The following is a 19,108-nucleotide window of genomic DNA, read 5'->3' as shown; positions in this document are numbered from 1 at the left end:
AACACATTGGCCGTTGGTGCGAGGGATTATTCAGAGGTCGGCAAGCATTCAGAAAGGGACTGCGCCAACTGGCCGATGGCGTCCTGATCGACGAGGGTCAGGTTACGGTAATGCACGATGACCTCACGTTCAGCATCGTTAAGTGCTTCGGAGCTCAACGGAGTGCGCTGGCCGGAAAGCAAATAGAGGATGTCCACGCCCTTGATACCCAGTGCCGCAAGGTAGTCCGAGCGGGGGGTTCGCTCGCCACTTTCATACTTCCCTTGCGCGTTTGCCTCTACGCCACCGATGGCTGCAAACTGCTGCTGCGAGAGCCCAAGAGACTTCCGCTCTTCTTTCAATCGTGCGCCGAGGTTATTCATTAGGGTTTACCTGAAGCGGAATGTCATCCATTACCATACTCTCCATTTGCGTGGGTCGCTGCCTTAATAGAGGGTTAAGTCCCACTATCTCGGTCTAGCACGAGGGGAATACGGTGTTTGACGATATAACGCTACAGACCTGATCGACGTAATCTCAGGACGGCGTACAATGCGCAACTTGTCGCAAAAGTACAGAAGTAGTCGGAGACTCTAATAGTGGTGACTTTCCTGCTGGGCTGGTGTGTGTTCTCTATTCTTGGCACCTTGCTGGCGCTTCAGCTGATCCGCAGTGGCAAAAGAAGCCATCGGGAACGCCGAGGCGACATGAATGCGCAGGCCGAACCCCGTTCGCCTGCAACGAAATCTACCAGCGGAGTTCCCCGCTGACTATTCGCTGGCCAGGCTCGCGTAGCGCTCACCCCCATATTGTGCGTTGGCTATGACCATCGAGACCGGCGACTGACAAGCATTGAATTGCCGCAATGCGCTGGCCAGGGCGAGAAAGTCCTCGCGCTGCATTTCATGGATACCGTTCATTGCGACTGAGTGATCGGCAGTGACGTTTTCAAATTGCTCCAAGGACATGGCGAACCCCTTTCTCGATATACTGTTTGAATATACAGTAGTTGCCTCGCGAGCGGAACGCAAGCAGGTGTACGACGAGCGGTCACCTCTAAAGATGGCCTTGCAAGATATCCCCTCCCCAACCACCGCTGCGCAGGACGCTCAGGCTGTCTATCCAGCCCCAAGCATAGATAGGGGTGGTATTACATATCAACAATTCAGGCGTACAGACCGGGCGCGCTGCGCTCAACAGCATCAGGCAATAACCCGGCAGCAATTGGCTAACGCTCAGACGCGGCGACTCTTAAGCTGGCTCTTGCTTAAGAGCCGCCATGGAGCATCGCTAATGAAAACCACAATGACCTTTTTTGCCGCACTGCTGGTCGATGCTCTGAGCGCCAGTGCCCTGGCAATGCCTTGTGGGCAAAATCGCCAGGCCGAGGAAGTGATGCCAAGTAACAGCCAGTCAGTGCGCCTGAATGTTGCCCAGGCGCGAACCGCCAGACTGTTGCCGGCGATTTAGACCGCCGCCAGTTGCTCAAGCCCCGCCCATTCAGCGCGGGAGATTGCGATGCCTTGGGTCAGGGATTTGGCCCGCTCTGCATAACGACGGTCACCGGGCATGCGCTCCTGGCCGACGCCATGCATCTGCCTGACCAGTTCTTCACTGCGCTCGGCGAAATGCTGTCCGCTGCCCTTGTCTGGATCGATGACGATAAACAGCTGGCCCGTCCAGGGGGTTTGGGCGCCAGGATGTTTCGACCAATCGAACTCGAAGGAAAAGTTACCTCCGGTCAAGGCGGCGGCCAGCAGTTCAACCATCATTGACAATGCCGAGCCTTTGTAGCCACCGAACGGCAGCAGCGCGCCACCGTCGAGGATCGCCTTGGGATCCTGAGTCGGCTGACCGGCTCGATCGACGCCCATGCCGGCTGGCAACTGGCGCCCTTCCCTTGCAGCGATCTGCACGTCTCCGTTGGCGATGGCGCTGGTTGCCAGGTCGAAAACAAGCGGATCACCGCCAGCGCGTGGCGCCGCAAAAGCAATCGGGTTGGTGCCGAATAACGGTTTCTGTGCGCCATGCGGTACGACGCAGGTCATGCTATTCACCACGCTCAAGGCCACCAGACCTTGAGCAGCGAACGGCTCGACATCCGGCCATAACGCCGCGAAGTGGTGCGAGCTGCGGATCGCCAGAATCGCAATGCCGGCGCTGCGGGCTTTTTCGATCAACAACGGCTGGGCGGCGGCCAGGGCCGGCTGGGCAAACCCGTTGGCCGCATCAACGCGGATGAACGCCGCACCGACGTCCTCGACCACCGGCACTGCCTTGCCATCCACCCAACCGCTGGCCAGTGAGGACAGATAGCCCGGAATACGGAATATCCCGTGACTGTGAGATCCATCGCGCTGGGCGCTGGCGCAGTTGTGCGACAAGACCTGGGCAACTTCAGGCGAAGTACCGTGGCGCAGGAATATCTGGCGCAACACCTCCGCCAGTTCAGTAAACGTGACGTGCTGCAGGTCGAGATTGTCGCGAGGTACAGACATCTGAAGCTCCGGGGTCATTATTGGAAGAGCGAGGTTGAAAGGACCGACGTCGAGATTACTGCTCATCTTCAGGCAGGTAAACCGGGCGCTCCGGCGAGACCCAGGCGTTTCTGGAAAAAGAATCGCTGATGACCCGGCGGATAATCAGGCAGGGTTGCGAACTCGGTAAGACCAAGACGGCGGTAGAACTCAGGCGCCTGAAAGTCGAAGGTGTCGAGCCAGATCCCGACGCAATTTTTTTCCAGCGCCAGCTCCTCGGCCATTTTCATCAGGCGCGACCCAAGTCCCTGCCCGCGCGCCTGTTCCGGCACAGCCAGCAGTTCGATGAACATCCACCGATAGAGCAATTTGCCGGACAGCCCGCCGAGCACTTCACTGCTGATGTCGTCACGCACCAGCAGCGCGAATTTTTCCGCGCCGGCATCGCCGGCCTGGGAAACGTTATAGGCACGCAGTGGCGTAAGGATCCCCAGGCAATCCTGCTCTGTGGGATTCAAAGTCGTTTCGATACTCAGGCTCACTCGTTGCTCCTTCAAAAATGATGACGACCGGCAGCCTAGGCGGCTCGGCAGTTCGAGTAAATAGCGTTGCTGGCCATACGGGAATGGGAATCGTGCTCTGTTACGGGAAAATACTGTAGGACATTGATATTCAAACGCCATGCCTGTTCTCGTCGACTCCTGCGCAGAGGTAGAATGCAGGCTCTACCGGAGTGCCAATGAGCGATCCCATTCTTAGCGAAGCCGAATACGATGCCATCACCGATGCCGCTGCGCACTGGTGTATGCGGCTGCACGCCAGCGATTGCACCGCCCAGGAACGTCGGGCGTTCGAGCATTGGTTGAGCGCGCATCCGCTGCATGCCGTTGAATACGAGGCGGTGCTGGAAATCTGGGATGTCTCCGAGGCGATCACGCCGATCAATTCTGCACCGGTATCGGGCAACGTCGATATGCTGGATGTCGCCCCGATGCGCACCTCCCCTCGCTGGCGCGCGTATGCTGCAGCAGCGGCCGTTGCACTGCTGGCTTTGCCGACGGCGGGGTATATCGGCTGGAGTCAGGGCTGGCTGCCCAATGCTTACGACGCTTACCAGGCACAGGACACAACTCGCTTGATTACCCTTGCCGATGGCAGTCGGGTGGAGTTGAATCTGGGCACTGAACTGACCTTCGCCAACTACAAGGACCGCCGCAGCGTGACGCTGAACAAAGGCGAAGCGTTCTTTGAGGTCAGCCACGACCGCCAGCATCCATTTGTGGTGAAGGCAGGCGCGGGCAGCGTTACCGTGACCGGCACCCGCTTCAATGTCTGGATGTATCAGGATCAAGTCAAAGTGATGCTGGTTGACGGCTCGGTGCAGGTCACCAGCAATGCCTCACAACCGGGCATCGGCATGCACCTGGACCCAGGCATGCAGGCCAGCTACAAAACCGGCGACTTCCAGCCGCAGATCAGTGAAACCTATGCCAACGACACCAGCCTGGCCTGGCGCAGTGGCAAGCTGGTGATCAACAACCTGCCGCTGCATCAGGCACTGCCACTGATCAATCGCTATCTGCCCCAGCCGATCCTGCTGGCGGACAGCGCCACGGGTGCAATCCGCCTCGGCGGCAGTTACAACACCGGCGACATGGCCAGCCTGCTGGCGTCCCTGCCCAAAGTATTGCCGGTGTTCCTGACCCACAACTCTCAAGGCAACCCGGTCATCAACAGACGCCCCGCCGGGATGCCCAAAGGCTAGCCGCCTGACGCTCGCCCGTCTTGGCGCTGCCCTTCCTTGATGATTTGCACGCGATACTCCGGGTCCTGCTCGATCTGCTGTTCGGTGAACGGCAATTCGCCCCAGCGCTTATCGGAAAATGCCCGGGTCTGGTCGTTGCTGTGGAGCGAGTCAGGGTTGCTGGACTCCGATGACGCCAGCAGTCCCAGGGCTTGAGGTCCACGTTCGTCGAACGTCACCACCTGCAAATAGCTGCTGCCGCTGACCACTTCGCGCTTGCCATCGTTGCGCGGTATCGCGGTCATCGCGTTGTAGATACCCAGCACTGACGGCCCACCATGGATCGGCGTCTGCTGCGCGCCCACGGTCGAGACCTGAACATCCCGCCAATGACTGTCGCTGCCCAGACCGGCTTTTTCCAGCTGCTCGGCCGAGGCCAATAACGCAGCATGCAACGCTTCACCTACCGCCGGTTGGCTGATGTCCAGGCCTCGCGGGGTATGCAGCGGATTGGCAGGGTCGAATGCGATGCGCCATGCGTTCGGCACCTTCTGCAATGCCTTGGCGAGATTCTGGAAATGCACAAAGCCGATACCCGCTTCCAGGTTGGCGCTGCGATCCCATTTGGCGAGGCTGGTGCAGACCGCCTTGATCGTCGCCACATCCGCCCCTGAATAGCCGGCACAGAATTGCAGTACATCATCGAGCAGGGCGCCGCCTTCGGCCTCGGCCATGTAAACGCGGTTATCCATGACCATTGCCTGCAGATCGGCGATTCCTATCTTGTCTGCCTGCTTGCCGGCCTGCTGCACATCACGCAGACGCTCGACGGCAAACCGCGCTCGCATGCCAAGCGGCACGGCGTCACGGCTGATCAGCGGCGAAAAGCCGGTCAGCGGCTGCGCCGGATTGGTCATCCACGCCGAGTCATTGGAGTTTTGCAGGTAATCGTTGCGCGCAAGGCTGGGCAAAGCCGAGGCCGGGAAGATGCCCGCTTGCGCCGCACCTTTGGCGTTGTCCCAGGCGCAGACACTGCGCGAGCCGTCGAGCACGATCATGTCCTGCCCCGCGGTCGGGTCACTGCATTGCGCCAGCTTCTGCGCGGTGACGTTGGGCACCACCGCGTAATTCATGTACAGCGCCTGCCCACGATCATCCACCGCGACCGTGTTGACCCACGGGATGCCCTGGATTTTCTGCAACGAAGCTTGCAAGGCGGCAAGACTGGTCGCCTGATTCATCGAATACCACTGCTGCAATACCCGATCATTGGTCTGGTTTGCGTCGCGCAGGCTGTAGGCATATTCACGATTCCAGTCCAGCTTGCCCGGCCATTGCACGATGGGGCCGAACTCCGAACGATACTGGTCTCGGGATTGCTGCGAAGGTTTGCCGTCCTTGTCCGTCGCCGCGACATTGACGGTGGTCTTGAGCATGGCCCGGGATTGGCCATCGACCAGGTAACGGGTCGGGTCCTTGGGGTCCAGCTTGAGGCGATACAAGGTGAAATGCTTCGACGCGTCCACGGTGTGGGTCCAGGCCAGGTGTTGACTGAAGCCGATATTGATCAGCGGCAGGCCGGGTAGCGAGGCGCCCATGACGTCGAGTTTGCCGGGAATGGTCAGGTGCATCTGATAGAAGCGCATGCCGCCCACCCAGGGAAAGTGCGGGTTGGCCAATAGCATGCCGCGGCCGTTGGCGGAACGCTCGCTGCCGATGGCAACCGCATTGCTGCCGCGCTCGAAGGCGAAGCTCTGCATGTTGGCTTCGGCGACCTCGAATTCCTTGTCGGCAATGCTTGCCTGCTTCGCCACACTGGGCGGAACCGCGCCAGCCACCGCCTCGGCAAATTGCCCGAGGCCACCTTCGACCAGCAGGCGACGGGTCAGCTTGACCAGATCCTCGGGCGTGATCGGCCGTAACCAGGCCGCCTGCAGACATTGGCCCTGCCCGTTTTTCTCGCGGATTTCGGCCAGATAACGGTTGTAGCCTGCGACGTAACCCTCGACCAATTGACGCACCTGCGGCGTTTGCGCCTTCCAGAACGCGCCGACCGCCTGCGGGCTGTTCAAGCCCTGGAAGAACACATCGCTGGTCAGGTTATTGCGCTGTTCAAGGGTTTGTTTGTCCGGACCAAAAAAGCGCGAGCGCTCGCCATTGACCGTCACCACTTCATTGGCCAGCAGGCACAGATTGTCCTGGGCATAGGCGTAACCAATACCGAAGCCCAGACCCCGTTCGTCGTTGGCGCGTATGTGCGGCACGCCAAATGCCGTGCGGCGTATCTCAGCGCTGGCGTGCCCTGCGGGCGCCTGGGCCTGCACGGTAAAACTCAGGCAGAACAACAGCCCTGAAACGCAAATCGTCGGCATCCGCTTGGAAATGATCACTCTGACTCCTGATGGCTTGGCTGACCGGCAGGCGCGAGCTCGCCGCCGCTTGTCGCCCCCATTAAACGAAGCCGATCCGGAAAATTTAGCCAGCCATGCCTTGGGCAAAGCATGACGTCATCTGCATTCAGGAAGTTTTTTGCATTTCAGGCTGAGGATTTCTCGCGCTCATTCGTCTTATTAAGGAGATAGATCACAAGAAGGGCCTGAAAAGGAATTTGCGCATGTTTAATCGTCACGCAACCACTACTCGAACGATGCTTCGCCAATCAGCCGTCGCAGCACAGACACCTGCCGCTACGTCGGATGCGGAACGTCCAGGCAATGAGCCCATCCGACAGCTGCTTAAAAGTTTCGGCCTGCGCACCAGTCTGGTCCGTCTGAAAGTCCTGGACGCCTTGCTGACGGCCACTGGCGAAGGGCACGCATTGGGCGTGCGTGGCGTTCACAGCCAGCTGCTGAAGCTGGATATCCCGCTGTCGTTCCTGAGCGTGCGCGAAGTGCTCAAGCGTCTGTGCGATGAAGGCGTCATTCACCTCAACGCCGACAAAAGCTACAGCCTGCATCCGCGCGCCTGGCAACGGTTGAACGAGCCGGGCAAGCCCGCCGAATGATCGGCGCGCCCGCCCCACACGCCTTTAGCGTTTGACCTTGCGCCGCATGAAGCCATTGATGACCACCACCAGAATGGCAACGGTGATGGCAATGTATTGAAAGGTCTGTTCGGTAATCACCCCGATGGTCTGCAAATGCGACAGACCCAACATGATCGCCAGCACGCTCAAAGCAATCAGAATGGAATACATCAAACGCTGTTTATTGGTCATTGCGGGTTTCCTGAATTCTTCATGGACGGCATTCGTCGCCAAATGCGCGCCCATATTACGCCCATGCGCGTCGCGTTACATCGCCCAGCCACTTCCCTTGACGGATGTCACAGCACATCCAGACAACGAACCGTAGCCTGCACATGGTTTAATGGCGGTCTATTCAAGGTCGATCAGCTGACCTTTCGCTAGATGCCAAGGAGTTCACCATGCCCCATGAAGGCAGCCTGTTACAGGCCGCAGTCGTGTTTTTGCTTGCCGCGGTTTTGACCGTTCCATTGGCCAAGCGGTTGCAACTGGGCGCAGTGCTCGGCTATCTGTTCGCTGGCGTCATTATTGGCCCGTCGGTGCTGGGGCTGATCGGCAATCCCGAAAGCGTCAGCCACATTTCCGAGCTCGGCGTGGTGCTGCTGCTGTTCATCATCGGCCTTGAGCTTTCGCCAAAACGTTTATGGGTGATGCGCAAATCGGTTTTCGGCGTAGGCCTGGCCCAGGTGTTGCTGACGGGTCTGATCATCGGCGGCGTCGCGCTGCTGGCGTTCGGCCAACCGCTGAATACCGCTGTGGTGCTGGGTCTCGGCCTGGCGCTGTCGTCCACCGCATTCGGCCTGCAAAGCCTGGCCGAACGCAAGGAGCTCAACCTGCCCCATGGGCGACTGGCGTTCGCCATCCTGCTGTTTCAGGACATTGCCGCGATCCCCTTGATCGCCATGGTGCCGTTCCTCGCGGGCTCCGATCACAACCTCAGCGCCAGCGAAGGCCTGAATCACGGCCTGCGCGTATTGGGCAGTATCGCGATTGTCGTGGTCGGCGGCCGCTACCTGCTACGCCCGGTGTTTCGTATTGTCGCCAAGACCAAAATCCAGGAAGTGTCCACGGCGACGGCCTTGCTGGTGGTCATCGGCACCGCCTGGTTGATGGATCAAGTCGGAGTGTCCATGGCCCTGGGCGCATTCCTCGCCGGGCTGCTGCTCGCCGATTCGGAATACCGTCACGAACTTGAATCGCAGATCGAGCCCTTCAAGGGTTTGCTGCTGGGGCTGTTTTTCATGAGTGTCGGCATGGGCGCCAATCTCAGTTTGTTGCTCAGCGAGCCTGCCATCGTCCTGGGACTGACCCTGTTGTTGGTGTTCATCAAGCTGCCGCTGCTGTTTCTGGTCGGCCGCCTGGCGGGCGGTTTGGGCAAACAGAGCGCCTTGCGCCTGGGTATCGTGCTCGCGGCTGGCGGTGAGTTTGCCTTCGTGGTGTTCAAGATCGGCAGCGATCAAGGCCTGTTCGATGCCCGGCTGTACGACATTCTCGTACTGACCATCACCTTGTCGATGGCCATGACGCCCTTGTTGCTACTGGCCATTGCTCGCTGGCTCAAGCCGAAGAAAGTGGTTATCGAAGTTCCTGACGAATACAAGGACATCACCACCGATTCGCCTCGGGTGGTGATCGCCGGGATGGGTCGCATGGGCCAGATCGTGGCGCGTATCCTGCGGGCGCAGAACGTTCCTTTTGTGGCACTGGATACCGCCGTGGAATCGATCGAGTTTTCCCGCAGTTTCGGCAATGTACCGGTGTTTTATGGCGACCCGCTGCGCCCGGAAATCCTGCGTGCGGCGAAGGTCGATCAGGCCGAGTTTTTCGTCATCGCCACCGACGATCCGGACACCAATATCAAGACCGCCGAACTGGTGCGCAAGCTGTACCCCAACATGAAAATCATTGCCAGGGCGCGTAACCGCCAGCATGTGCATCGGCTGATTGACGTTGGCGCCCAGGCCGTTCGGGAAACCTTCTATTCCAGCCTGGAAATGAGCCGCCAGACCCTGCTCGGCCTGGGCTTGAGCCAGGCCCAGGCTGACGCGCGGATCAATCGCTTCAAACGCCATGACGAACAGGTGCTCGCCGCGCAGCATCTGGTTTATGACGATGCAGCCAAAGTGCTGCAAACGGCGCGGGAAGCGCGCAAGGAACTTGAGCAACTGTTCGATGCGGATCGGCGCGAGGAAGAGTCAGTCAAGGACTGACACAAGCTCACTCTCACCGCTGTTCCCAAGGGAAGTTACTTGCCCTGGGAACAGCGGCCAGCATCAGAGTCTCAGCCCAAGACTTCACTCAATGGAATGAAATTGACCCATTCGCCTTCGGCAAAGGTGCGCTCTTCCAGGACTTCGATCAGCCCGTCGGCCCAGGCGGCGCTGCGCAAAACACCTGAACTCTGGTTGCGGTAAAACACCGCACGACCTTGCTCAAGACGCCCGCGCAGATATTCGCGACGATGGCCCGGCCGGGTCCAGGCGAATCCGGCAGGCACGGGGAATTGCAGCGGCGTAACGTCTTGCACACCCTGACGACGCAGCAGGTAAGGCCGGGCCAACAGGGCAAAGGTGACCAGGGTCGAAGCGGGGTTGCCCGGCAGACCGATCACCGGCACGCCTCGGAAATGGCCGAATGTCAGCGGTTTTCCGGGTTTGATCGCCAGTTTCCAGAGGGACAACTCGCCCTCCTCGCGCAGTGCATGACCGAGAAAATCAGCCTCGCCGACGGAGACGCCACCGGTGGAAAGAATCAGGTCCACATCATTGAGCGCGGTCAGGGCTGTGCGGGTCTTTTCCAGATCATCCGGAAGAATACCGGCGTCGATGACTTCGCATTCCAGACGCTTGAGCCAACTGCATAACAGCACGCGATTGCTGTTGTAGATCTGCCCTGGCCCCAATGGCTGTCCCGGCTCGATCAACTCGTCGCCAGTGGACAACACCGCCACGCGCACCCGGCGGATCACGTCAACTTCGGCCAGGCCGAGGGAAGCCGTCAGTCCCAGTTCGATGGGACCGAGACGAGTCCCGGCTGCCAGCACCTTATCGCCAACGCGGGTTTCCTGGCCCTGAGGGCGGATATTCTGCCCGGCGAGCAACGGTTCGATAAACGCAACCCGCTCATCGGCCTGCACCACAGCGTTTTCCTGCATCTCGACACAATCGGCACCCTGCGGAACCGGAGCGCCGGTGAAGATCCGCGCACAGGTGCCGGGCGTCAGGGGTTCGGGGGCCTGGCCGGCGAAAATCCGCTGACTGACCTTTAGTGGTTCCCCAGCCCAGTCAGCGAGGCGCAGCGCATAACCGTCCATGGCGCTGTTTGGCCATGGCGGCAGGTCCAGCGTGGAGATCAGATCCACCGCCAGTACACGACCCTGCGCGTTGGCCAACGGCACCCGTTCACGTTCGGTAATGGGCGTGGCCGCAGCCATTTCCAGCAGACGCGCGAGCGCGTCTTCAACCGGCATCAAGGGTTTGTTCATGAACGGCTACCCACGCGTTGCGCAGGGCTCGGCCTGCTTGAGGTGCGGCACGAAGTTGCACGGGCGAAAACGCGAATCCAGCTGCTGGGCGAGAATCCCGTCCCAACCGGTGCGCACCGCGTTGGTCGAGCCCGGCAGACAGCACACCAGCGTGCCATTGGCCAGGCCTGCCAGGGCACGAGACTGGATAGTCGAAGTGCCAATGTCAGGCACGGAAATCTGCCGGAACAGCTCGCCGAAACCATCAACTTGCTTGTCCAGCAGGCAGCCCACGGCTTCTGGCGTGCTGTCGCGCCCGGTGAAGCCGGTGCCGCCCGTAATCAACACGACCTGCACCTCATCATCGGCGATCCAGGTCGCTACCTGGGCGCGAATCTTGTACAGGTCATCCTTGAGCAGTACGCGCTCGATCAGGTTGTGACCGGCCTCGGTTAGGCGGTCGACAAACATCTGGCCGGAGGTATCGGTTTCGCGGGAGCGGGTGTCGCTGACGGTGAGGACAGCGATATTCAAGGGCACGAAAGGTGTGTCAGCCTTGGCTTTCATAGGCTCAATCCAGTTGTCGAGGAAACAGCCCGGTGTTATATCACAGCACTCCTTTTCACTGCCTCGGTTAAGTCTGCCATGTCCGGTTCCGCTCCCCTCCCACCCTGCTCGATCCTGCTGCTGGCCGGCGGCCAGGGTCAGCGCATGGGCGGGCGCGACAAAGGCCTGATCGAATGGCGCGGCGAACCATTGATCCAGCACCTTCAGCGCCTGACACGACCATTGACCGATGATCTGATCATTTCCTGCAATCGCAACCTCGATCAGTACGCGCACTACGCTGATCAATTGGTGCAGGACAACAACGCTGATTTCAACGGGCCACTCGCTGGCATTCGCGCAGCGTTGACCGTGGCCCGGCATGACTTCCTGTTGGTGCTGCCTTGCGATGTTCCACTGATTGACGGCGAGTTGTTGCAAGCGCTGCGTGAAACGGCATTTGCGCACCCTGATCAGCCGGTAATGGTGCGTGATGGTGAACACTGGCAGCCGTTGCTGTGTATCATCCCCACCCGGCATGCCGCAGCCTTCGAAGCGGCCTGGCAGGCCGGCGAACGCAGCCCGCGCCGGGCCATGGAGCCGTTGCAGCCGGTTGCCGTGCAGTGTGCGGCAGGCGATCCTCGCCTGGCGAACTTCAACACCCCGGATCTGTTGACGCGGATCACCGTTTGACCTCGTGCGCCCCACAAGGGTTACTATTCACGGAACTTGCTGGCGGCGCGTACGTCTGAACGTCAGTTAATCAAAAGAATCCTCTGGAGACACAGTAATGAAACAACGGACCCTTCCCGCTGCCTTTCTGCTTGCATTGAGCCTCGCCTCCCTCGCCGGCTGCGCCTCGCCCACTGTGATCACCTTGACTGACGGCCGCGAAATCCAGGCTGTCGATACCCCTAAATACGATGAAGAGTCGGGTTTCTACGAATTCAAGCAACTCGATGGCAAAGAAACCCGCGTCAACAAGGATCAAGTGCGTACCGTCAAAGACCTTTGATGACGACGTGATCCAGTTGCTGAAAAACCCGCCAGGTGCGGGTTTTTTTTTGCGTCTGGACAACCTGTCTACCAGTCCAGCTTGATCTGACTCTCGAATAATCTCGGCTCACCGCTCAATGGATCAATGAAACGCAGGCTTTGCGCCAGAAGTTTCAGCGGTCGGCTGTAATCGTCCACGGCATCCTTGATGACGTCGGGATAAAACGGATCGTTGCAGATCCCCGCACCCAGCGCCGCCATGTGTACCCGCAACTGATGCTTCTTGCCCGTCACCGGATAAAGTCCATAGCGCCACAGATCGCCATTTTGCTCGCAGACTTCAATCCGGGTTTCGGTATTGCTGGTGCCCGGTCCTTCCTGCATACGGAAAAACGGTTCGCCCTCGATGAGTCGGGTCTTGTGCAGCAAGGGAAAATCCACGCCAGGCAAGGCCGCAGCGATAGCCTCATAACGCTTGTCGATCTTGCGCGTGGGAAACAGCGACTGATAAGCCGAGCGCGTCTGCTTGTTGGCGGAAAACAGCACCAGGCCTGCGGTGTGCCGATCGATACGATGCAGCGGCACCAGATCCGGATTGTCCAGACGCCGGATCAGGCGGCGCAACAGCGTTTGCTCAACGTATTCACCGGCCGGAGTTACCGGCAAGAAATGCGGTTTGTCCGCCACCACCAGATGCTCGTCGGCGTACAGAATCGACTCCACCACCGGGATTGGCGTTTCGTTGGGCACTTCGCGGAAATAGTGAATCCGCAGGCCTTCCCGGTAAGCGAGGCCGGGCGCAATCGGCGCGCCCTGAGCATCCAGCACCCGACCGCGCGCCATGCGATCCAGCCATTGCTCGCGGCTGATGGCCTTGAAGTGTGCGCACAGACAATCCAGCACCGTTGACCATGAGCCCGGAGGCAGATAAAGGGTGCTGGCCTGACTGTCGGCGGCGGAAAAAACGGGATCGGACATGCGCGGGCTCTTGGTTGACTGGCGCGGCATTATCGCTCAAGCCCGGTTCAGAACCCAGCGCGCCGAAGCCTGGATCAGATCACCCCGCAGGCCATGCGTTCGCCCCCGCCGCCCAAAGGTTTGGGTACATCTGCATGATTATCGGCACCGGCATGGATCATCAGCGCGTGATTCTTGACCTGGGAAAGCTTCTTCAAACGAGGCGCCAGCACCGGGTAGATCGCCATGCCGTCTGCGCTGACATAGATTGCCGGAAGGTCCCCAAGATGCCCTTCGGCGTATGGTCCCAGGTGCTTGCCGGTCTTGCCTGGATCAAAATGGCCGCCCGCAGCCTCGGCGGCAACCTTGACCCCGTCCTTCATGGCAGCTTCACAACTGGCGTTGGCATGCACATGGAAGCCATGCACGCCGGCGGGCAGTGCTTTCAGATTGGGAGTGAACAACAGGCCGTACGGTGTTTCGCTGATGATGACCTCGCCGATGGGCTGAGGCGCGTCAGTCGCGCTGACCAGGTTCATGGGTACCGAGCGGGTTTCGGCGAAGGCACTGTTAAGGGATGCAGCGCCAATCAAGCCAAGCCATAGATAAGATTTCATCAGTTCTCCAGTTCATTCGAGACGTGGGGATGGCAGGCAAAAACGCCAGGCGTTTCGCTGCGCAGATGAAAGGTGTACTGCGTTTTTGTCCTGCTCTCACCCGTCAAAGATTCTCGAAGCCTAGGGAACCTGGCCCATCAGGTCAAAGTTTGATCGGCCTATTTCATGTTTTGCAACACTAAGGCACGCCAACACCTCTTGTAAGACCGGCTTTAGCCGGGAGAGCGACTTCCCGGCTAGAGCATGTCCTAGAGGATCATGCTTCCCTCTCAGCAGTCACTTACGCAAAAACGTCACGATCTGCTCGGCATCGAACGGCCAGTCCAGCTCTGCGCCGGTATCCACACGTCGCAGGACGGGAATGCGCAGCCCGTAATCCTCGATCAGCCCTTCGTTCTCGCCGATGTCCACCAATTCAACCAGCAAACCATGCTCAACCAGCGGCAACAACTCGGCTTCAGCGACTTCGCATAAATGGCAACCCAAGGTACCGAACAGCTGGCATTCCGGAGGCATGGCAAGGCCCTCAAGGGGAAACGGGCAGTTATTTTAGGCTCGCGTGGCATAGTCGTCGAGCCATGTACATGAATATCAGAACCTGAATCGGCTCTCTTACAAAGGTTCGGCCGGAGTACGCCAGTCCGGCGCCCGGAATGCCGCGTCGGCGCCGGACATTTTCATCGAAATACGATCCAGCAAGGACTCGGCGGTGTACTTGGTCGTGGTCGAACTGAAAGCAATCAAGAGCAATCCGGCCACCAGCGCGGAGGACGGGATTCTCCCGGAGCGGATATTTTCCAGCCCGAAGAGAAACACCAGGGCCGCGAGCGAACCCACCAAGGCGCCGGCAATTGCTTCCGGCAGTGGGTGGATGAAAGGCGCTACGCAAAAAATGCTGAACCCCCAGCCCAGGGTCAATCCCAGCGCCGCTGCCGGCCAGCGCAGAGCCTGGTGCAGTTGCCGCGCCAACAGACTCAAGCCGACGATGAGCACCAGGCAGGTATTCATCGCGTGGCCGCTGAATACGTAAATACCCAGGCTTTCGAGGGCCACGCCCCAGCCCTTGAACAGGATCTTGCTGGTAATCACGATTGAATACGCCACCACCACCGTTGCGATCCACAGCAGCGCTGACCGGTGCGAACGGGTGGTCCATAACCACGCGGTAATCACCAGTACGGCAGGCAGCATCACGGTGATGCCGCCGTAGGGCGTGAGGGTTTGGAGATTCATCGTGAATGGGTCCCCGCAGTGGCTAGCCTGGACGCCTATAAGAGCAGAACGGCCGCCTCTCCTGCCAGCAGATTTTCACATTGGCAGGATCGCGCTCACTCCCGGCGATTGACGCTCAGTCCTGACTCACTGCGCCGATCTTGTGAATCGACAGGTCGGCACCGTAATACTCCTGTTCCTGGCTCAGCCGTAGACCAATGATCAGCTTGATCGCGCCGTAAACGGCGAAGCCGCCGAGCAGCGCCACCAGCACACCGAGGCCGGTGCCGATCAACTGACTGATCAGGCTCACGCCGCCCAACCCGCCAAGCGCCGCCTGGCCGAAGATGCCGCAGGCGATGCCGCCCCAGACGCCGCACAGACCATGCAACGGCCACACGCCCAACACGTCGTCGATTTTCCAGCGCACTTGTGCGGCGGTGAAACACCAGACGAACAACGCGCCAGCGATAACGCCGGTGATCAATGCGCCGATGGGATGCATCAGGTCCGAACCCGCGCAGATTGCCACCAACCCGGCCAGGGGGCCGTTATGCAGAAAGCCCGGGTCGTTGCGGCCGACAATCAATGCCGCGACCGTGCCGCCGACCATGGCCATCAATGAGTTGACCGCCACCAGTCCGCTGACGCCTTGCAAGGTCTGGGCGCTCATCACGTTGAAGCCGAACCAGCCGACAATCAGAATCCACGACCCAAGCGCCAGAAACGGGATACTCGAAGGTGGATAAGCCACCAGACGTCCTTCCCGATAACGTCCGTTTCGCGGCCCGAGCAGCAACACCGCAGCCAGCGCCAGCCAGCCGCCCATGGCATGAACCACGACAGAACCGGCGAAATCATGGAAACTCGCGCCAAAGGACGAGGCCAGCCAACGCTGCAGGCCGAAATTGCCGTTCCAGACCATGCCTTCAAAGAACGGATAGATGAACGCAACGATCAATACCGTGGCGCACAACTGCGGCGCAAACCGCGCACGCTCGGCGATGCCGCCGGAAATGATCGCCGGAATAGCAGCGGCGAACGTCAACAGGAAGAAGAATTTCACCAGCACATAGCCGTGATCGGCACTGAGCACCGCAGCAGGCTGCAGAAAGCTGACGCCGTAGGAGATCCAGTAGCCTATAAAGAAATAGGCAAGGGTCGAGACAGCAAAGTCACTGAGGATTTTCGCCAGGGCATTGACCTGGTTCTTGTGGCGGACAGTGCCGACTTCCAGGAATGCAAAACCGGCGTGCATGGCCAGAACCATGACCGCACCGAGCAGCAAAAACAGGGTATTGGAACTGTGGACCAATGTGTCAACGGCGCTTTGTAAGTTATCCATCAAGGCAGGCCTGCAAGCCGGAAAGGCACCAAAACAGCGCGATATATCAGACGGCGCACTGAAGTGGTTCAGTCGCTCTGTACCGCCACAAGCCTCACGACCTGCTTTGGCGCGTCATTGATATGCCTGACGCGCGGTTCAGGATTTCCCAGGGAGTTTTTAGAAAGAAAATACCGGTTTTAGCCACGTCCGCTGCCTTTGTGCTCTTAGTCGGCGCAATGGTGCGGATGGCGCACCAGCAAGAAGCAAAAGCTGTACCAATCACCGCATGCGGATCACGCTGCAATTGAAATGAACCTTCCGCAATTCGTCGGACTCGAAACATCCATACGCCACTGAACGGAGAACACTATGTCCCGCCAAACAGCACAGAATGCCCAGGAAATCCTGATGAACGATTTTCAACTCCTGGTCGCAGACACGGAAAAGCTGCTCAGCCATACCGCCTCATTGGCTGGCGAACAGGCAGACGAGTTGCGTGGGCAGATTCAGGAAAGTTTGTCACGGGCTCGCGAGACCTTGAAAGTCACTGAAGAGTCGCTGCGCGAGCGCGGTCAGGCTGCCGTAGTGGCCACCGAAGATTATGTCCAGACCAATCCATGGCAATCGGTCGGCATCGCTGCCGGCGTTGGTTTCCTGATCGGTCTGCTGGCTACAAGGCGCTAACGGCTATGGCTTTGGGAACGGAATCCGGTCCTGAACAGGACCAAACCTCATCGCCACGGCGATTGGGCGCGGCGTTCCTGGGTTTGCTGCACAGCCACGTCGAGCTGTTCGGCATAGAACTACAGGAACAGAAAGCTCGCACCTTGAGCCTCCTATTGTTTGCCGGCCTTGCGCTGGTTTTCGCGCTGTTGTTATTGACCGGGCTCTCGGCCTTGTTGCTGATTGTGCTGTGGGACAGCTATCGGCTGGCCGGCATCATCGGCCTCTGCGTGTTCTACACCCTGGCCGCGCTGTTTTGTTCGATGCGTTTAAAAGCCGCCATATTCGACGAGTCCTCGCCGTTCAACGCGACCCTCGAAGAACTGGCCAATGACCGTGAGCGACTGATGCCATGAGCGTGCCCGAATCCCATCAAAAGCATACTCGCCGTGAACTGCAAAAAGCCCTTATCCGCCTGCGCATGGAAATGCACCGCCAGGAGATCCGCCAGGAATCGAGCCAGCTGCTGCAGCCGCTGCGCCGCGTTCGTGGCATGACGCAAAACTGGCAAGGCACCCTGGGCATCAAACATGCGCCACTCTGGGGTATGGGTGTTGTGACGCTACTGGGTTTCCTCAGCGGCAAAGGCGCCAAAAGCGGTCGCAGCGGTGGCTTCAGTCGGATTGTCAAGCTGGGCGTCAGCCTGCTGCCGGTCATCCGCCTCGCCCTGCAGGGGCCGCCGCGCAAGCACTGATGGCATCCTGATGCCGGGTTGCATGTGTTTGGCTGCATTCTTGCAACGAGCTTGTTACAAGTCCTAAAGCGTCCATTCAAGGTTCTGTCTTGACTGGACGCTTTTTGTTTGTCCGACGAAAACTTTTTCCAGCGTTTAACTCTACTAAGGAGGCCATGTGATCGATGGGCAACCACTTGCCTGCTTTCAGCCGTTCATCGATACCGCTACTGGCCGTATTGCTGGTGTTGAAGCCCTGGGCCGTTTGCGTCAAAGCGATAATCGCCTGACCTCAGTCGGCCCGTTGTTCGCCGATCCGAGGGTGCCCGGCACCGAGTTGCGGCGCCTGGACCGAATCATCCGCGACGATGCACTGAGTCGGCTCCATGAGGCTCCCGATGACTGGTTCCTGAGCCTGAACATTTCCCCCAGATGGATCAGTCGTCTGCGGCCCGATCAGCCGCTGCCCAGTCTCAAGCAGTTGAAAAAACACGGCATCGCGCCGGAAAGGATCGTGTTCGAAATCACCGAACTGGGTGGCAACAGTCAACGCCTCGCAGAGGTCGTCAGCCGTTACCGTGAAGCGGGCGCGCGGATCGCCATTGACGATTTCGGTGCCGGCTATTCGCAACTGGATCGCGTGCTGGCCTTGCAGCCGGACATCCTCAAGCTCGACATGCGCCTGTTCCAGGCGGCCGCGCGCGGCGGGCCCAGCAGCGACGTGGTCAAAGCCCTGGCGCAGATGGCCGAGAAAACCGGGTGCTGGATCATCGCCGAAGGGGTTGAAACCGAGGCTGAATTGCATTTCGCCCTGGAGTGCGGCTCACGTTATGTACAGGGTTTCCTCTTCGCCCAGGGCGAACTTGAGTTCTTTCGGGCCGATGCATTTGTCGCGCAATTCGCCGAGTTGCGGGATCGCTATGTACTGCGCAAGGTGGCTGAGCGCGCGAGGCTGATGAGCCTGCGTCAGCAACTGACCACCCTGATGTCAATCCTGCAGCACTGGGATGAAAACCAGAGCCCGATCAGCGATTTGCCAAAACTGCTCGACTACCCTTGGCTACTGCGTTTCTATCAATGTGACCGGCATGGAACGCAACTCACGCCGAACCTCGAATGGCGCAACGGCGCCTGGCATTCGGACGCCAGATACCTTGGGCATAACTGGTCATGGCGGCCCTACTTCTACCACTTGCTGGCTGAAGGATGGCATGAGCGACGCCTGAGCCTGTCGAACACTTACCGCGACGCTACCAGCAACCAGTATTGCCTGACGGCGGGCCAATTCTTCGACAATGGTCAGCGCTTGCTGCTCATTGATGTGGATGCGGCGGGAATGTAAACCAATACCCACCCGCCACTTGCTGTC

At 59.3% G+C, this 19,108-nt stretch carries 23 protein-coding genes and 1 pseudogene; 10 read left to right on the top strand and 14 right to left on the bottom strand.

From position 1 onward, the window contains the following. Positions 1–26 precede the first annotated feature (26 nt). A complete protein-coding gene (locus ACP7E4_RS10875; RefSeq protein ID WP_426114821.1) occupies positions 27–362 on the bottom strand; it encodes a helix-turn-helix domain-containing protein in 336 nt (111 codons plus the stop codon). Positions 363–749: 387 nt separating this feature from the next. After that, entirely contained in the window at positions 750–947 is a 198-nt protein-coding gene (locus tag ACP7E4_RS10870) for a hypothetical protein (RefSeq protein ID WP_426114823.1), read from the bottom strand. Between the two features lie 325 nt (positions 948–1,272). Between ACP7E4_RS10870 and ACP7E4_RS10865 the strand changes: the two genes are divergently transcribed. Then, the gene (locus ACP7E4_RS10865) at positions 1,273–1,449 is read left to right on the top strand and encodes a hypothetical protein (protein WP_426114825.1); all 177 of its coding nucleotides are present in this window, start codon (positions 1,273–1,275) and stop codon (positions 1,447–1,449) included. On the opposite strand, the gene ACP7E4_RS10860 is transcribed toward ACP7E4_RS10865, so the two are convergent. Both ACP7E4_RS10860 and ACP7E4_RS10855 read right to left on the bottom strand, forming a co-directional pair. Then, on the bottom strand, positions 1,446–2,477 hold the full coding sequence (locus ACP7E4_RS10860) for an Ldh family oxidoreductase (protein ID WP_426114827.1): 1,032 nt from the start codon (positions 2,475–2,477) through the stop codon (positions 1,446–1,448). The two genes, ACP7E4_RS10865 and ACP7E4_RS10860, sit on opposite strands and share 4 nt — an antisense overlap. A gap of 68 nt (positions 2,478–2,545) precedes the next feature. Continuing rightward, positions 2,546–2,998: a GNAT family N-acetyltransferase gene (locus ACP7E4_RS10855; protein ID WP_426114829.1), complete on the bottom strand. Its 453-nt coding sequence runs from the start codon at positions 2,996–2,998 to the stop codon at positions 2,546–2,548. Between the two features lie 197 nt (positions 2,999–3,195). Between ACP7E4_RS10855 and ACP7E4_RS10850 the strand changes: the two genes are divergently transcribed. After that, positions 3,196–4,221: a FecR family protein gene (locus ACP7E4_RS10850; protein WP_426114831.1), complete on the top strand. Its 1,026-nt coding sequence runs from the start codon at positions 3,196–3,198 to the stop codon at positions 4,219–4,221. Here ACP7E4_RS10850 and ACP7E4_RS10845 read toward each other — a convergent pair. Together ACP7E4_RS10845 and ACP7E4_RS10840 are read right to left on the bottom strand one after the other, a co-directional pair. Then, a complete protein-coding gene (locus ACP7E4_RS10845) occupies positions 4,218–6,590 on the bottom strand; it encodes an acylase (RefSeq protein ID WP_426114833.1) in 2,373 nt (790 codons plus the stop codon). The two genes, ACP7E4_RS10850 and ACP7E4_RS10845, sit on opposite strands and share 4 nt — an antisense overlap. A gap of 235 nt (positions 6,591–6,825) precedes the next feature. Continuing rightward, a pseudogene (locus ACP7E4_RS10840) lies at positions 6,826–6,960 on the bottom strand (hypothetical protein); the annotation flags it as partial. A 28-nt stretch (positions 6,961–6,988) separates the two neighbouring features. Between ACP7E4_RS10840 and ACP7E4_RS10835 the strand changes: the two are divergent. Next, positions 6,989–7,204, top strand: coding sequence for a hypothetical protein (locus ACP7E4_RS10835; RefSeq protein WP_426224891.1), 216 nt, complete (start codon positions 6,989–6,991; stop codon positions 7,202–7,204). 24 nt (positions 7,205–7,228) lie between these two features. On the opposite strand, the gene ACP7E4_RS10830 is transcribed toward ACP7E4_RS10835, so the two are convergent. Continuing rightward, positions 7,229–7,417, bottom strand: a complete 189-nt coding sequence (locus ACP7E4_RS10830) for a hypothetical protein (RefSeq protein WP_426114837.1) — start codon at positions 7,415–7,417, stop codon at positions 7,229–7,231. Between the two features lie 209 nt (positions 7,418–7,626). Here ACP7E4_RS10830 and ACP7E4_RS10825 point away from each other — a divergent pair, with 209 nt between their 5' ends. Next, positions 7,627–9,435, top strand: a complete 1,809-nt coding sequence (locus ACP7E4_RS10825) for a monovalent cation:proton antiporter-2 (CPA2) family protein (protein WP_426114839.1) — start codon at positions 7,627–7,629, stop codon at positions 9,433–9,435. A 71-nt stretch (positions 9,436–9,506) separates the two neighbouring features. On the opposite strand, the gene glp is transcribed toward ACP7E4_RS10825, so the two are convergent. Beyond that, positions 9,507–10,709: a gephyrin-like molybdotransferase Glp gene (gene glp / locus ACP7E4_RS10820; RefSeq protein WP_426114841.1), complete on the bottom strand. Its 1,203-nt coding sequence runs from the start codon at positions 10,707–10,709 to the stop codon at positions 9,507–9,509. 6 nt (positions 10,710–10,715) lie between these two features. Further along, complete coding sequence (moaB, locus tag ACP7E4_RS10815) at positions 10,716–11,255, bottom strand: molybdenum cofactor biosynthesis protein B (RefSeq protein WP_020290135.1); 540 nt, start codon at positions 11,253–11,255, stop codon at positions 10,716–10,718. A gap of 78 nt (positions 11,256–11,333) precedes the next feature. Here moaB and mobA point away from each other — a divergent pair, with 78 nt between their 5' ends. Further along, complete coding sequence (mobA, locus tag ACP7E4_RS10810) at positions 11,334–11,927, top strand: molybdenum cofactor guanylyltransferase MobA (protein ID WP_426114843.1); 594 nt, start codon at positions 11,334–11,336, stop codon at positions 11,925–11,927. Between the two features lie 97 nt (positions 11,928–12,024). Further along, positions 12,025–12,249 carry a YgdI/YgdR family lipoprotein gene (locus ACP7E4_RS10805; RefSeq protein ID WP_020290137.1) on the top strand — a complete coding sequence of 75 codons (225 nt, stop codon included), beginning with the start codon at positions 12,025–12,027 and terminating at the stop codon, positions 12,247–12,249. Between the two features lie 68 nt (positions 12,250–12,317). Here the strand turns inward: ACP7E4_RS10805 and ACP7E4_RS10800 are convergent, their stop codons facing one another. The 5 genes from ACP7E4_RS10800 to ACP7E4_RS10780 form a co-directional block, all read right to left on the bottom strand. Further along, positions 12,318–13,208, bottom strand: a complete 891-nt coding sequence (locus ACP7E4_RS10800) for a pseudouridine synthase (protein ID WP_426114845.1) — start codon at positions 13,206–13,208, stop codon at positions 12,318–12,320. 74 nt (positions 13,209–13,282) lie between these two features. Continuing rightward, positions 13,283–13,804 (bottom strand): superoxide dismutase [Cu-Zn] SodC, encoded by a 522-nt coding sequence (gene sodC, locus ACP7E4_RS10795; protein WP_426114847.1) that lies wholly within the window; start codon positions 13,802–13,804, stop codon positions 13,283–13,285. A gap of 276 nt (positions 13,805–14,080) precedes the next feature. After that, positions 14,081–14,320: a glutaredoxin family protein gene (locus ACP7E4_RS10790; RefSeq protein ID WP_426114849.1), complete on the bottom strand. Its 240-nt coding sequence runs from the start codon at positions 14,318–14,320 to the stop codon at positions 14,081–14,083. 96 nt (positions 14,321–14,416) lie between these two features. Further along, positions 14,417–15,037: a hypothetical protein gene (locus tag ACP7E4_RS10785; RefSeq protein WP_426114851.1), complete on the bottom strand. Its 621-nt coding sequence runs from the start codon at positions 15,035–15,037 to the stop codon at positions 14,417–14,419. Positions 15,038–15,152: 115 nt separating this feature from the next. Further along, entirely contained in the window at positions 15,153–16,361 is a 1,209-nt protein-coding gene (locus ACP7E4_RS10780; protein WP_426114853.1) for an ammonium transporter, read from the bottom strand. Positions 16,362–16,712: 351 nt separating this feature from the next. Between ACP7E4_RS10780 and ACP7E4_RS10775 the strand changes: the two genes are divergently transcribed. The 4 genes from ACP7E4_RS10775 to ACP7E4_RS10760 all read left to right on the top strand — a co-directional run bounded on the left by ACP7E4_RS10775 (position 16,713) and on the right by ACP7E4_RS10760 (position 19,081). Beyond that, positions 16,713–17,027, top strand: a complete 315-nt coding sequence (locus tag ACP7E4_RS10775; RefSeq protein WP_426114855.1) for a DUF883 family protein — start codon at positions 16,713–16,715, stop codon at positions 17,025–17,027. A gap of 5 nt (positions 17,028–17,032) precedes the next feature. Further along, positions 17,033–17,422, top strand: coding sequence for a phage holin family protein (locus ACP7E4_RS10770; protein ID WP_426114857.1), 390 nt, complete (start codon positions 17,033–17,035; stop codon positions 17,420–17,422). After that, a complete protein-coding gene (locus tag ACP7E4_RS10765; RefSeq protein WP_020290145.1) occupies positions 17,419–17,760 on the top strand; it encodes a hypothetical protein in 342 nt (113 codons plus the stop codon). The genes ACP7E4_RS10770 and ACP7E4_RS10765 overlap by 4 nt, the downstream gene beginning before the upstream one ends. Before the next feature lie 157 nt (positions 17,761–17,917). Next, positions 17,918–19,081, top strand: coding sequence for an EAL domain-containing protein (locus ACP7E4_RS10760; RefSeq protein WP_426114860.1), 1,164 nt, complete (start codon positions 17,918–17,920; stop codon positions 19,079–19,081). Positions 19,082–19,108 lie beyond the last annotated feature (27 nt).

It is taken from the genome of Pseudomonas sp. DSP3-2-3 (genome assembly GCF_049898225.1).
Taxonomy (GTDB): Bacteria; Pseudomonadota; Gammaproteobacteria; order Pseudomonadales; family Pseudomonadaceae; genus Aquipseudomonas.
The sequence above is the reverse complement of the archived record's forward strand: the minus strand, read 5'-3'. Positions and strand labels throughout refer to the sequence as shown.